Below are 13559 nucleotides of genomic sequence, written 5' to 3'. Positions count from 1 at the left end.
AATGCTGTTCGCTTAAGCATGGATTTAGGGGGAAACACGGTGATGAGGTTCCCGTAGGGATACCTCGCACCGTGGTAGCTCCCGGTATCTCGATTCTTAAACGATCGGTATTAGGATATTTATCTGGGGTTTTTTTATGGGTTTTTATTAAGGTCTATTATCTATTGGTGAAAAAATAGGGAGAGAGTGATTCTCTATTCAAATCACCCTAATTATTATAATTGTATCCGTGGTGTTGAATATTTGTTGCCGATATTATCTGAAAGATCTTTCAGCAATGGATAATACACGGAGAAGTAAAATGGACTCATTCACTTTAGAAGATCGCTTTGATTATCAACCTTTAATTAACTCTCAAGGTGAAACCTGTCATTTTGGTGTACGTATTGAACCTAAACAGTCAGGCGTGCATATTGGCGAATTATCACCTAACTGGCTGCGTACACTCGTAGAAACCCAGCAATTAGTGATACTGCGGGGCTTTGATAGCTTTACCAGTGCAGAAAATTTAACAACATACTGCACAGCCATGGGTGACATTATGCAATGGCCGTTTGGCTCTGTGTTAGAACTGGTTGAACAACCCGATGCGACCGACCATATCTTTGCTAACAACTATGTCCCCTTGCACTGGGATGGCATGTACCTGAAAACCGTGCCTGAACTACAAGTTTTCCAATGCGTATCAGCCATTGGTAAAGAGCAGGGGGGGAGAACCACGTTTTCGAGTACCACCGCGGCGTTACGCCTGGCATCACCCGAAACCAAAGCATTGTGGCAGCGTGCAACCGGTCAGTATCAGCGTGCAGTCGAGTTGTACAGCAGTACCGCACAGGCGCCTATTATAGAACAGCACCCCTACCGCACTTATCCCGTCATTCGTTTTTGTGAGCCACCGATTGCGGGCGATAAAGAATTCCTGAATCCATCGACTTATCACTTCTCAGGTATTGAACCTGAAGAGCAAGAACACCTACTCAGCAGCTTGCAAGACGCCTTATATGATCCACGGGTTTATTATGCCCACCAGTGGCAAAGCGGAGATATTGCGATTGCAGATAACTACTCGTTATTACACGGCCGAGAATCTTATTCGAGCCAAAGTGGTCGCCATCTCCGCCGGGTGCATATCCATGCTAAACAGCCATTGAATAACCCACATTTGGTGCAACCGTCATGAAACCACAGCATGTTGATCTCATGATTATCGGCGCGGGGCCGGTCGGTTTGGCCTGTGCTTATCTTGCCCATCTGTCCGGTTTAAGCACCGTCATTATCGACAAATCGCAAGGGCCGCTAACGGTCGGCCGTGCTGATGCGCTAAACGCCCGCAGCTTGCAACTGCTTGAAATTATAGGTTTATTCGATGAGCTTTACCCCTTGGGTAAAACCTGCAATACCAGCTCTGTCTGGTCAAAAGGCAAGTTTATTTCACGCCAGTCTACCTGGTGGGAGGCTCTACAAGGCTGTTTTCACAAACATTTCTTAATGATTGGTCAGGCTTATGTAGAACAGGCGCTCGATACTAAGCTCACCGAATTAAACAAAGCCGTGCGCCGCAATACCGCCGTGCAAGATATTGTGTTAGAGGAAGACGGCTGCCTCACCACGCTTTCCAGCGGTGAGGTAGTTCGCTCCCGGTACGTGATTGGCGCCGATGGGTCACGATCGTTTGTGCGCCAACACTTCGCTATCCCGTTTGAGATTACTCGACCACAGATTACCTGGGCAGTGATTGATGGCGAAATAGACACTGATTTTCCCAAAGTTCCGGAAATTATTGTTTTCCAGGCAGAAACCGCCGATGTCGCCTGGATACCACGTGAAGGTAAGATTGATCGTTTCTATATCCAGATGGAAAGTGAGGATTTCACGCAACAGCAGGCGATAGATAAAATTAACCATGCTCTGCAACCACACCGTCTGCGCTTCAAGTCTATTGAGTGGTATTCACAATTCTCGGTTAAAGAGTCTGTAGCAGAACACTATAACCTTGAAAATAAAATATTTATCGCTGGTGATGCGAGCCACATTCACTCGGTAAATGGTGGGCAAGGGTTAAATACCGGGTTGGCTGATGCCTTTAACCTCATCTGGAAAATCGCGATGATTACCCATCATCATGCGCCCCAAACGTTATTACAGACTTACGAAACAGAGCGAAAAGCGGTCGCGCTGGAAGTGGTAAAAACGTCAGCGGAACTCGTGCGTTCAACCAAAACCTCAGATACCGGCACCCATGCCGATGACTACGTCAAGATTGTCGAAAAACGTGCGGGTTACATCACGGGTATGGGCGTTCGTTATGGAGAAGAGGGGTGTGTTGGCGACAGGCTGCATGATTTTATGTGGCGTGATTCTCAATCCAGTCAGCCAAACCGCATTTACTCACAGCTAAATTATCACCATTACAGTTTGCTCATCATTGGCACGGCAGCTGTACCTGCATCACTGCCTGATATCGTCAATGTCCTGCACGTTGCAACGGGAAGTAGCCCTTATTCCGATCAGTACCTGTTAGTTCGGCCAGATGGCTATATCGCCGCCACCGCCCCTCTCGACCACTCTTCCGCGATTGGTCACTACTTTAGTGGCTGGCAAACCTCACCACTATAAACACCGCCGGCTCAGTGAAATTGCACTGAGCCTATTTTCCTCTGTTTAAGCAGAGTGAAAGCAGAAGAGACCACGCTAAACGGTAATAGTCTTTTTATAGCTTATCGTGCTGACTTTTAAGGGGAAGGGGTTAACGGATCTTTTCAACCCTGCCTCTAAGCTTGCCGATGACAAATTTGCTGGTACCGTCATTGGCGATAAGCATAACCAGCATCAGCATGAGTAACACCAATAGCTTCATATTGCTGTAAGCGATCGAAGGATCAAACATCTCCAGTAGCAGCGTGATACAGGGGGAAATATTAATAATTATATTCGTCGTCAATGCGCTGGTGACTTCAATGCCCTTTTGGAGCATCCATAGCGGCAGTATATTGCCCAAGATCACAATGACTGGCAGATACATCCAAAAGTCGGACTGTATCCAGGGCAGCACGTGCTCGCTCGGTAACATGGCAAAGCATACTAAAATCAGCAGTGGAAACCTGAACGACTGCACGTTTACGGCATTAAATCCCTTACTGGAAAGTGATTTGGCGATGTAGGTGCCGCTGGTCAGGCAGGCTGAGGTAATAATACAGACCAAGCCAAGTGCCAAGACAAACGTCATGTCTGAGTCAAACGGGTTAAACCTCTGGCCTTTTACCGCCAGAATCATCAGCAGGGTCACAATAAAAGCGAGTAATACGGATATGACGATGTTTTTTACGCCAATGGCGTTTCTGTTATAAATTTCGATGAGAACAGAGATTATCGGGCTAAGGCCAAAGATGATGGCTACCATAATTGAGGGCTCGGTCCATTTTAAGCCAATGAAAAGCCCTAGCCATGAACCCAGCGTTGATATATTCAATAAGATAATGATCTGATAAGAGCCAATAACCGTTTTCAGCCTGACTGGAAAGAATAAAACAGAGGCTAGGAAGAATCCCAGCCAAGTTAAGGCGAAGGTCAAAAACAACAAAACAAACAGGTCGATGCTTTGCAACAGGCCAGAGAGCAATACATCTATTGCCGCGCCCAAAATACAATATCCAAGTATATAGGCTGGGCCAGACATCTTGATTTTAGTTGTCATAGAGATCAAACATGCCCTTTCTTTCGAGGTCAACGATGCGCTGATAATCGGCATCCAACTGATCGGCATTGGGATGACTTAAAGCAATCCAGCCTGGGGAACTGAACACATCGGTCGTGCGTTTTATTTCCTGACCAACACTCGGCATGTTCGACTTTTTATAGGATGGCAGATTGACGATGGTATCGATATGCCTCAGCGATTTTACCTTGCCTGCGCTAAAAGAGATCAGCTCCTTAATTTTCAGGTGGTTTAACGGCTGATAGTGCTCATCAACAGATGACAGGAAGCTGTCGCTTGAACAGATGCTCAGGACCAGCTCGTCAATTTGTGTTCGCTTAAGTGCCAGAGATGACAGTGCAGGGAAGCCAGCGCCATGAGGTCTGGCTCCGGTTTCGATTAGTTTCCAGCCGTCTTTGGTCAAGAATAGTTCGGAATGGCCGGCTCCAAAGTCGATACCGAGGGCATTTAGGCAGTTAAAGACATAGTTTTTGAGTATTGTGTGTTGCCGCTCGTCAAGTGAGGTCAGCTCTGTGAACTCACAGATAGAATCGAAGCCGTTGTAGCTGCCTTTGCCCATTTTCCATACCGCACAAATCTTGTGATGCCCATTGTAACTAACGGTATCCACAACATACTCTTCACCCTCGATAAAGGGCTGTAAAATAAGGATTTCATTTTCAAATTAAGCTGATTGCTTTTTTTGAACAGACTAGTCGCGTGCGTCATAACCTCTTCAATGGTTTTACACACAAATACGGAGTCCGTACCTGCACTGTCAGCGGGCTTTAAGACCAATTTGTTGTATGTCTTCAACAAGTCGGCGGCATGCCGAACCGCCTCATCTGGGTTGGTCAGGCGATGTGTGGGGATATGGCTCAGGTTGCTGTTTCTCAGGCTCTCCTGCATCAAATACTTGTTGCGCCGGGAAGGACTGCTCGGTGTCTTATTACCGGGAAGCCCAAGCACCTCAGCCAAACGGTCGGCAAGTTCAATCCCTGTTTCACTGCCTGCAACCACCGCGATTATGTCATAGCTCTCGAGCTGCTTGATGGTCTCATTACCAGCGTATAGCAGGTTGATAAAGAAATCATCGGTCTGATAGCTGTCCAGCAGTTTCTGAGGAAGGTTACTGCGACTTTGTATATGTGCACAGCGGTAGCCTTGCTGATTAAATTCAGGGGCTAATCCATTGCCCGATGAGTAAGCGTCAACGAGAATTACGATCTTGTTTGTTTCTGTCATGTCCATGCAGCGAGTAACTCCATGCGATAAAAAGGGGAATGCCAGCACTAAGCTTTTAATCACGGCTTGCTGTTAATTGTTAATGGAAGAGCATCGGTAATCGTTTTGAAGTTGGTGGATTCTATGCTATTTGCTAGAACAACCATTTCGCGGAATTTATCCGCCCGAACATCGTCTGGCTGATAGATTCGATAGCGCCAATAGCGCCAAAGAGAAGTCAGGATGGCAGCGTATTCCGTATATCTTTGCAGAACGTCGAGCTCGCTGTTTTTCAACGTTCGGATCGATTGATAGCCGGCGATGAGGTGGTGCGCTTTTTCCGCGGATAATTTTCCATCAGTGCTGCAGGTGCCGACGATTGCCATGCCAATATCAAACACCGAGTGATAAATACAGGTTAACTCAAAATCAATCATACCGACGAGTCGATCGCCGTCAAAAAGCATATTGTCATAAAAGAGATCGGAGTGAATGATCGAGGTTGGTAGGTCACCGAACGTTCCCACTGCAAGCGCCTTCAGTCTGCCCTTGGCCCAACGCTCGTAATCTCTATCGATATTGGCCTCAAGAGCATCCATAAACTTCTGCTGTTCGTAGAAAACAGAATCGCTTAAAAAGTTGGGCAAAGGTATGCTGTGCAACTTCGCTGTTTCGGCGCCAAGCTGCCTAAGCATGGAAGCGCTTAAATCCTGGCACACTGCTCCGAGCATGTAGGAGCGCAGTAGTGAGTACTTCCCTCTTAAGATAATCGAATAGCTTCCTTGCTGTTTGGGTCTGATCAGCAACGATGTCTTGTGATTATGCTCTTCTAGCCATACCAGCGTCTTAGCCATAATCTCAACGTCGTCACGGTTCTGCTCTTCGATAATGCTAAATACACAGCGACCGATATCGGTTTCAAGACAGTAATTGGTATTGCCTGAGCCCATGCCCAAAAAGGTGCTGTTTTTTACGTTTATGCCATAAAGAAACTCTATGCGCCGCACTTCATCACTATTTAATGTTAAATTCGTTACCACGTTCGTTTCCAAAACCTTATCTTTCACTTGAGCGCCTGATGCAAATCTTCATACAAGTCGTTAATGTTTTCGATGCCAACTGACATACGAATTAATTGCCTGGTGATTCCAGATTTTTTCTGTTCAGCTTCGCTAAGGCTTCTGAATGATGATGAGGCTTGGTAAGGCGAATTTAATGTTGTCTCCAGGTCACCCAAACTGTTTGACGGAACGATAAGATTTAACTTCTTCTGGAAAATTGTCGTGTCAAATCGCTGGGCAATCTCAAAGCTGACCATGCCGCCAAAGCCGCGCATTTGCTCACGTGCAATGCTATGGTTGTGATGATGCGCAAGCCCTGGATAATAAACGTTGCTCACGTTGGGATGCTCATTCAAGCGCAAGGCCAACTCCATGGCGTTGCGGTTAATTGTATTCATGCGTATTGCCAGGGTGCGAAGGCTTCGCTCCAGCAAGTGGCATGACTGGGCGTTTAAACAGCCGCCAAAGTCGTTCATATAATTGGTCATTAAAGAGATGGACTCTTCACTGCCTACCGCAATGCCTCCTGACACATCGCCGTGGCCGCCCAAAAATTTGGTTGCGCTGTGTAACACCAAATCGACGCCGTATTCCAACGGGTTCTGATTAATAGGGGTCGCAATGGTGTTATCTATAATAGTGAATAACCCCTTGCTTTTGGCAAAGCGAGTCAATAACTCAATGTCGAGAATTTTGAGCAGTGGGTTAGTCGGCGTTTCGATATATATCGCTTTAGTATTTGCCTGTACCGACTGGATGATGCTCTCGACTTCACAACTCTCGGAGACGCTGTAGCCGATGCCTAACTTGGCAAAGTGATTCTGAATAAATTTAAACGCGCCGGAGTAAACGCCGTTTTGCAAAACAATATGGTCGCCGGCCTTTAAATGAGACAGCATGGCGGTTGAGAAGGCTGCCATTCCGGAACTAAATACCAAAGCGGCCTCGCCGCCGCTTTCGAGCGCGCACATTTTCTTAGCGACAGCGCGTTGGTTGGCTAAGTTACCGTGTCTTGGATATACATCTTCTTCCATATCCAGATGTTTGTGGGAACTCGCTGGAAATAGCGGAGAAAGGATTCCACCGTTCGTTTCATCAACAATTGTTCCACTGTGAACTGCCAGGGTTTCTTTTGCTAGCACGATGACTACCTGATTTTACGTATTAAAAGAATGCCTATCTATGGCATTAAGTCGATGATATAGATTCTTAATTATTCTGGGCTATTTGGTATGGCGGCCATCGGAGTAAAGTCAATGAGTATAACGTCGCGATAACCAACCTTTCCTTGCTCCTCCACGTGAATCGGTTTCACCTGGTGCCAGACTAAGTCATCAACGATACCGATAGAATCCAATGGATTGAGCATGATTTGATTACAAAGGACATTGACCTGAGTATTATCAGTGATGATATTTTCACCGCCGGATACGCCGTCGCGATTGACCAAATGTATCCAGGTACAAGGCTCGCCGTCCTTATGCAGTCGATTGGGAACGGAGATGCTCGGTGAACCAAACGTTGCCTTCATACGGATAAAGTGGATGCCTACTTCCATCGGGATGGTATCGGAGTACTGATACAACGGCGAGTTTTTAAAGTCATGCAGAATGAGTGCAGTAATAAGCCTATTCGATAGTATCTTGTCCGGCACCTGCTGAAACTTTCTCGGCTTATCGATCACTTCATCGTTAAAATTAATGTCTTGCTTATAAGAATAGGCATGCTCGGATGATTGGGGAATCAAGAGGTCTAGACAAGGTAGCAGCACATACTTACTGTGCTGACGATAACGACCCGATTTTTGGTCGTATGGATCCTGCGCCAGTGAGTCAAAATGTCTTTGAATAATGTGTAAATCGGATTTCTGGTCATCGGTAAGGCTAAAATCATCTGAGTCTAACTGACAATAACCCTGGCTCATCATGGTTTTATAGGCATTCACGCGACAAATTAGTCTATTTTCCAACTCGCAATGGATTCCATTAGCCATTGTAAAAATTCCTTTTTAAAGAGAGATTGTTGTTCCTTCACCATCGGGCTGATTGATTGGATTTAGTGTCGGAATGTTTATTATTTCTTACCTATTGGTTATTTATCGCCTTATCAATATACTTCGCAGCGTTTTTATATTTCATGTTATATAATGACTTAATGATTATCTGTCGTTACTTATTGAGAATGTCTGCATATGATTACATAAATTTTCTTATTTGTACAGATAGTCTACATATTTTCTTAAGGGACGAACTTTCAACATATGAGTTTTTTATCTATCCGATACGCACAATGCGTATTCAGTTCTGGGTTTAGCCGATAGCAACGGGTACGATTTTTAAGACTTTTTGCTGGGTGGTTCCGGCGATCAAGTGTGACCCTTGCTGGGTAGTGAGGTGTCGGCATACGCTGGCTGTTGGTATAAGAATTCATTGAACGGGCTTGTACCATCACTTATACCAACAAATCCTACTTGATGTACGTAGATGTCGGTAGAGTCTGGTTGATTGAAAACAGCGAATTTATAGCTAATTCACTGAATTTTAGGCATAAAAAAAGACGTCGGCTGACGTCTGTTTACTTCGAAATGGTACGCCCTACAGGATTCGAACCTGTGACCTACGGCTTAGAAGGCCGTTGCTCTATCCAACTGAGCTAAGGGCGCATTGCGCGAAAGAAGTGGCTGCTGCTTGTCACAACAGTGGGCTGGATTATACCCACACGTCCCAATGAGTCAACGGGTTGGCGCTGGATTTACGCTATACGGTGAATCCCTGTACAACTTTGGCGAATGTCGCTTTTCCTGATGTGACTTTTTTGCACAATTGCGAGCGTCATCCACATGAATGACATAGAGCAGTGAAAATTTCAGTTTTATCTGCTGGATGCGTTCAGTAATTCTTTTCAAGTTATGATCGGACGTATTCTGCACCCTACGCTGTTGGTACACTATGTCCGCATTCGTTGGGTTTTGGATGAATGTGGGCTGCTTTCACGTATCGGGTTTACCGCTCGGTCATTTGTGGATCCGCTATTTTGTCGAACTTTGGAACCTTCTGATTTATGAACATTCTTTCATCCGCATTCTTGCGTGTTTGTTTGCTGGCAATGTTGATGCTGCCTGTTGGGTATGCATCGGCGGCGAGTGCGGATTCTGATCCTGACCCACAGCCTGTGCAGACCGATGCGCCAGTACAAATTAATGTTGATACCGAGTTGGTCAAGCTGCAAAAACAGTTAGATAACATCAAGCAGCAGGTTTCAGGCACCAATAGCGACAGCAAATTTGGTGCGTTGAATGACACCACGCAGGAATTGGTAAATAGTGCCAATGAGCTTGCTAATGCGGTGGCACCACAGCGCGCTCAAATTCAGGCTCAGTTGGACGTTTTAGGGCCAGCGCCGGAGCCAGGCTCCAGTATTAATGAAACCAGTGAAGTGACGCGTAAGCGCAATAGCCTGAATGCGCAAAAAGCAAAAATGGATGCGCAGATCGAGCAGATTCAGGCTCTACGCACCAGCGCGACTAACTTGTCAGCACAAATTGTTACTCTGCGCCGTAATGCGCTGAAAACACAACTGGCATTGAATTCCGGCAGTATTCTGGGTGGGCGCTTCTGGTCGCCGGTTGTGGCTCCGCAGGCTGAAGATGTCCGTCGCCTGAGTGCGTTTCAGGATCAGATCAGGGATGCCTTTAGTGTCGCCTGGGAACCTGACTGGCGTTACGGTTCTGCATTCCTGATTTTGATCGCCATAGTTATGAGTTCGGCAGGGCGCCGGTATTTGGAAAAATATCTGGCCTGGGCGGGAATTCACTGGCTACCGGAAGGGCGTCTGCGGCGGAGTTTTTTAGCCATAGCGTCGGTTATTTCAACCGTGGTCACGATCGGTATTGCGGTAAATCTGATCGACTTTACGTTTACGCGCCACGGCGAGGCTTCTGAACGCGTCGTGTCGTTCCTTGATGCGCTGGTGAAACAGGCCATTTTCTGCTCGATGGTGGCAGGGTTAGGGCGAGCGTTTCTTTCGAATCAGCGTCCTTCCTGGCGTTTGCCTGCGATTGCTAACCCCGTCGCAAAAGCCATGAAGCCGTTTCCTGTGGTTGCCGCAGGCATTATTCTGATCTTTGGTTTTATTGAACAAGTGACCGCGACGGTGGGTACATCGGTCGCGGCAACTATTATGGTGAACGGCTTATCTGCACTGTTCCTCGCGTTCACCGCAGGGACGATAACGCTGAAAAGCGATCAGATTCGTCGGCAGATGGTGCATTCAGGGGAGCAGCCGGAAGCCCGTTCGACGTTATCCGGCGTGATTCATCTTGCGGTATTAGCGACATCGTTCTCGATTTTGGTGTCGCTGGTTATCGGTTATATCTCACTGGCCCGTTTTCTGGCGTTCGAGCTGGTGTGGATTGGCATGGTGTTCTCCTGCCTGTATTTGTTCTCAACGTTTATTACCGATATCTGCGAAAGCCTCTTTTCCCCTAACAATGCCAGCGGCAAGCGGATGAAAAATTCGCTCAATCTGGACGACCGCCATCTGGCTCAGGCCACCTTGATTCTGTCGGCCAGCGGCAAAGTGCTTTTAATCTTAATGGCAGCGGTTGCCTTACTTAACGGCACGTTTGGTACCACTACGCCTCTGGAACTGGTGCAAAAAGCCGTTGAAATCTGGGGCGGAAAAGGGCTGGAAACGCTGAGCATCGTGCCTGCACATCTGGTCAATGCTGTGCTCTTTCTGGTCGTGGGGGTGTATGTTTTACGCTCCTCAAAACGCTGGCTGGAAGATGAATTCCTTCCGAAAACGACGTTAGAGCGCGGAATCCGAGCGTCGTTGGTGACGCTGTTCAGCAACATCGGCTACATCCTGATTATCCTGCTGACGTTGGCGACATTGGGGATTGAATGGAACAAGCTGGCATGGATTGTCAGTGCGCTGTCGGTAGGTATCGGTTTTGGTTTACAGGAGATAGTGAAGAACTTTATCTCCGGCCTGATTTTGTTGACGGAGCGCCCGGTGAAAGTAGGGGACTCGGTCAGCATCAGCGGGGTTGAAGGGGATATCCGGCGGATTAATGTGCGTGCAACGGAAATCCAGTTGGGTGACCGTTCGACGGTGATCGTGCCGAACTCTCAATTTATTTCACAGAATGTGCGCAATATTACGATGGGGAATCCGTTTGGGGTTGCCACGCTGGCGTTGACGTTCCCGCTGGATATCGACCCTGAAGAGGTCCGGGCGCTGCTACTGGATGCTTATATCAACCACGATGCGATTCTGGAATCACCAGCACCGTCAGTGAAGTTCAGTCAGTTGAACCCAACGGGCATGGTGCTGAGCGTAACGGGCTATGTCAGCAGCCCGAGAATGGTATCGGAAGCGAAGAGCGATCTGTTGTTTGCAATCATCAAGCGGCTGCGGGAATCTAATATTCCGCTGGCCGTACCGCAGAAGATGGTGCTGGAAAACTCGGGTTTTGCGCTGCCTGACAGCATTTCGGGTGACGATAAGTAGTGCGCTTAGTCATCCGTTATCCGGCATTGAACGGGTAACGGATGAAGATCGAAAGCCGTGCTTGCAGGATGTGACGCGCGGCTATTTTCCCTGTTGTTTAATCATATCAAGATAGATTTCACGCAACCGCTGAGTGATTTTTCCGGGCTTGCCATCACCGATCGTTTTTCCATCCAGCATCACGACGGGGAGGACGAGCATGGTGGCCGAGCTGACAAAAATCTCTTTGGCGTGATAAGCCTCTTCCGGTGTAAAGCACCGTTCTTCCAGCGTAATGCCATCCTTTTCTGCCAGCTTGAGCAGTGACTGACGGGTAATACCGTGCAAAATATCGTTGCTGAGTGGGCGGGTCACAACTGTGTTGTCATGCAGGACGATATAACAGTTGCAGGAACTGCCTTCGGTAATGAACCCCTCCTCGACAAAGAAGGCGTCATCGGCCTGATTGGCATGGGCGTACTCTTTTGCCAGGCTGGCGGCGAGCAGGCTGACGGTTTTGATATCCCGGCGATGCCAGCGAATATCCTCGGTAGTGACAACATGCAGGCCGGTTGTAGCTTTCGGATTACCGACCAGCGAACGTGCCTGAGTGAATAACACCAGCGTGGATTTGACGTCAGCAGAAGGGAAATAGAAATCACGATCGCCAGCATTACCGCGGCTAAGCTGTAAATAGATCGCGCCTTCTTGCAGGTCATTTTTACGGATCAACTCATCGTGAATGTCTTTGAGTGCCTCGGGAGCTACAGGCAACGTGAGTGAGAGTTCGCGGCAGGAGCGTTGCAAGCGAGTGATATGATCGGGGAAATCAACCAGTTTGCCATCAATGACTGCTGTCACTTCATAGACGGCATCGGCAAACAGGAAACCACGGTCAAATACAGAGATTTTTGCTTCATTTTCTTCCAGATACTGTCCATCAACATAAACAAGACGTTGCATCACAACACTCCTTAATAGTTGCTCAATGCAGGTTAACGCGCGTTATCCCCACAATAATGCGTCGGGCGGTAATATTTCGCTACCGTTATAGTGCAGTCCGTTAGCGCGATCGCGTTGCAAAAGCAGCGGACCGTCCAAATCGACTACGGCGGCACCCTGCGCCACGACAAAGGCGGGTGCCATTGAGAGCGATGTACTCACCATGCAGCCAACCATAATTTTTAAGCCTTGTTCCTGCGCGTAGTGACGCAGGCGCAAGGCTTCCGTTAGCCCGCCGGTTTTATCCAGCTTGATGTTGATCATGTCATAGCGCCCGGTCAGGGCAGCCAGCGACTGACTGTCATGACAGGATTCATCGGCACAGACGGGAATCGGGCGAGGCAGGTCTGCCAGCACATCATCTTTGCCCGCCGGGAAAGGTTGTTCGATCATCGTTACGCCAAGTGCGGCGAGTTCAGGAACCAGCGTCAGGTAGCGCTCGGTGTCCCATCCCTCATTCGCATCGACAATCAGGCGGGCCAATGGCGCGCCTTCGCGAACGGCCGCCACTCTGGCCAGATCGTTTGCATCCGCCAGTTTTAATTTAAGAAGAGGGCGATTGGCATGATGTATCGCGGCGTGCCGCATATGCTCTGGCGTATCCAGCGATAGGGTATAGGCCGTCTCCAACGCTATAGGCGACGGGAGATTCAAACGTTGCCAGATGCGCTGCTTATGCTGTTTACACTCCAGATCCCAGAATGCGCAATCCAGCGCATTGCGCGCCGAGCCTGCGGGCAGGATGGTTTGTAGCATCTGTCGATCTAAACCGTTACGGATGTCGCCGTGCAATGCGCTAATTTGCTCCATTACGCTGTCTAGGGACTCGCCGTAGCGTGAATAAGGGACACATTCTCCGTAGCCTGCCATGTCTCCGGACTGGAGAGCCACCACAACGACATCCGCCTGACGCTTGCTGCCGCGTGAGATGGTAAATGCGCCCTCTATGGGCCAACTCTCGGTGAAATATCGCATCTCGATCATAAGCTTATTCTCGGTGCCTCTATTTTGAACCTTCGCGTCTTCCATGCCTTGTCTTGAAGGCCTGAGCGGGTCGTAAAGTGTAATGCTTATTCTGCTACATA

At 48.0% G+C, this 13559-nt stretch carries 11 protein-coding genes and 1 tRNA gene; 3 read left to right on the top strand and 9 right to left on the bottom strand.

The window, feature by feature from the left end; all coding sequences use genetic code 11:
* The first annotated feature begins 301 nt into the window (after positions 1–301).
* Both NAL19_RS14955 and NAL19_RS14950 read left to right on the top strand, forming a co-directional pair.
* Positions 302–1180 (top strand): TauD/TfdA family dioxygenase, encoded by an 879-nt coding sequence (locus NAL19_RS14955; RefSeq protein ID WP_263057758.1) that lies wholly within the window; start codon positions 302–304, stop codon positions 1178–1180.
* Positions 1177–2616 carry an FAD-binding protein gene (locus tag NAL19_RS14950; protein WP_263057757.1) on the top strand — a complete coding sequence of 480 codons (1440 nt, stop codon included), beginning with the start codon at positions 1177–1179 and terminating at the stop codon, positions 2614–2616. Before NAL19_RS14955 ends, NAL19_RS14950 begins: the two co-directional genes overlap by 4 nt.
* A 130-nt stretch (positions 2617–2746) precedes the next feature.
* On the opposite strand, the gene NAL19_RS14945 is transcribed toward NAL19_RS14950, so the two are convergent.
* The 7 genes from NAL19_RS14945 to NAL19_RS14915 form a co-directional block, all read right to left on the bottom strand.
* Positions 2747–3694 carry a hypothetical protein gene (locus tag NAL19_RS14945; RefSeq protein WP_263057756.1) on the bottom strand — a complete coding sequence of 316 codons (948 nt, stop codon included), beginning with the start codon at positions 3692–3694 and terminating at the stop codon, positions 2747–2749.
* The gene (locus tag NAL19_RS14940; protein ID WP_263057755.1) at positions 3684–4274 is read right to left on the bottom strand and encodes a hypothetical protein; all 591 of its coding nucleotides are present in this window, start codon (positions 4272–4274) and stop codon (positions 3684–3686) included. The genes NAL19_RS14945 and NAL19_RS14940 overlap by 11 nt, the downstream gene beginning before the upstream one ends.
* On the bottom strand, positions 4220–4945 hold the full coding sequence (locus tag NAL19_RS14935; protein ID WP_263057754.1) for a hypothetical protein: 726 nt from the start codon (positions 4943–4945) through the stop codon (positions 4220–4222). The genes NAL19_RS14940 and NAL19_RS14935 overlap by 55 nt, the downstream gene beginning before the upstream one ends.
* A 53-nt stretch (positions 4946–4998) precedes the next feature.
* Positions 4999–5985 (bottom strand): phosphotransferase, encoded by a 987-nt coding sequence (locus tag NAL19_RS14930; protein ID WP_263057753.1) that lies wholly within the window; start codon positions 5983–5985, stop codon positions 4999–5001.
* Entirely contained in the window at positions 5982–7121 is a 1140-nt protein-coding gene (locus NAL19_RS14925) for a trans-sulfuration enzyme family protein (RefSeq protein ID WP_263057752.1), read from the bottom strand. The genes NAL19_RS14930 and NAL19_RS14925 overlap by 4 nt, the downstream gene beginning before the upstream one ends.
* Positions 7122–7192: 71 nt before the next feature.
* The gene (locus NAL19_RS14920; protein WP_263057751.1) at positions 7193–7972 is read right to left on the bottom strand and encodes a 2OG-Fe dioxygenase family protein; all 780 of its coding nucleotides are present in this window, start codon (positions 7970–7972) and stop codon (positions 7193–7195) included.
* Between the two features lie 592 nt (positions 7973–8564).
* A tRNA-Arg gene (locus tag NAL19_RS14915) sits at positions 8565–8641 on the bottom strand.
* A gap of 398 nt (positions 8642–9039) precedes the next feature.
* On the opposite strand from NAL19_RS14915, the gene NAL19_RS14910 reads away from it, so the two are divergent.
* On the top strand, positions 9040–11493 hold the full coding sequence (locus tag NAL19_RS14910; protein ID WP_263057750.1) for a DUF3772 domain-containing protein: 2454 nt from the start codon (positions 9040–9042) through the stop codon (positions 11491–11493).
* An 81-nt stretch (positions 11494–11574) separates the two neighbouring features.
* On the opposite strand, the gene NAL19_RS14905 is transcribed toward NAL19_RS14910, so the two are convergent.
* Together NAL19_RS14905 and dgcA are read right to left on the bottom strand one after the other, a co-directional pair.
* A complete protein-coding gene (locus NAL19_RS14905) occupies positions 11575–12435 on the bottom strand; it encodes a D-amino-acid transaminase (RefSeq protein ID WP_263057749.1) in 861 nt (286 codons plus the stop codon).
* 42 nt (positions 12436–12477) lie between these two features.
* Positions 12478–13458 (bottom strand): N-acetyl-D-Glu racemase DgcA, encoded by a 981-nt coding sequence (gene dgcA / locus NAL19_RS14900; RefSeq protein WP_263057748.1) that lies wholly within the window; start codon positions 13456–13458, stop codon positions 12478–12480.
* Positions 13459–13559 lie beyond the last annotated feature (101 nt).

It is taken from the genome of Pectobacterium sp. F1-1 (assembly GCF_025643735.1).
In the GTDB taxonomy this organism is placed as follows: domain Bacteria; phylum Pseudomonadota; class Gammaproteobacteria; order Enterobacterales; family Enterobacteriaceae; genus Pectobacterium; species Pectobacterium colocasium.
Note: the sequence above shows the minus strand (reverse complement) of the source record. Positions and strands in the feature narration are given on the sequence as shown.

Coding starts and splice junctions, on each gene's coding strand:
- NAL19_RS14955 (WP_263057758.1), top strand. CDS start 302: ATGGACTCATTCACTTTAGAAGATCGCTTTGATTATCAACCTTTAATT.
- NAL19_RS14950 (WP_263057757.1), top strand. CDS start 1,177: ATGAAACCACAGCATGTTGATCTCATGATTATCGGCGCGGGGCCGGTC.
- NAL19_RS14945 (WP_263057756.1), bottom strand. CDS start 3,694: ATGACAACTAAAATCAAGATGTCTGGCCCAGCCTATATACTTGGATAT.
- NAL19_RS14940 (WP_263057755.1), bottom strand. CDS start 4,274: ATGGGCAAAGGCAGCTACAACGGCTTCGATTCTATCTGTGAGTTCACA.
- NAL19_RS14935 (WP_263057754.1), bottom strand. CDS start 4,945: ATGGACATGACAGAAACAAACAAGATCGTAATTCTCGTTGACGCTTAC.
- NAL19_RS14920 (WP_263057751.1), bottom strand. CDS start 7,972: ATGGCTAATGGAATCCATTGCGAGTTGGAAAATAGACTAATTTGTCGC.
- NAL19_RS14910 (WP_263057750.1), top strand. CDS start 9,040: ATGAACATTCTTTCATCCGCATTCTTGCGTGTTTGTTTGCTGGCAATG.
- NAL19_RS14905 (WP_263057749.1), bottom strand. CDS start 12,435: ATGCAACGTCTTGTTTATGTTGATGGACAGTATCTGGAAGAAAATGAA.
- dgcA (WP_263057748.1), bottom strand. CDS start 13,458: ATGATCGAGATGCGATATTTCACCGAGAGTTGGCCCATAGAGGGCGCA.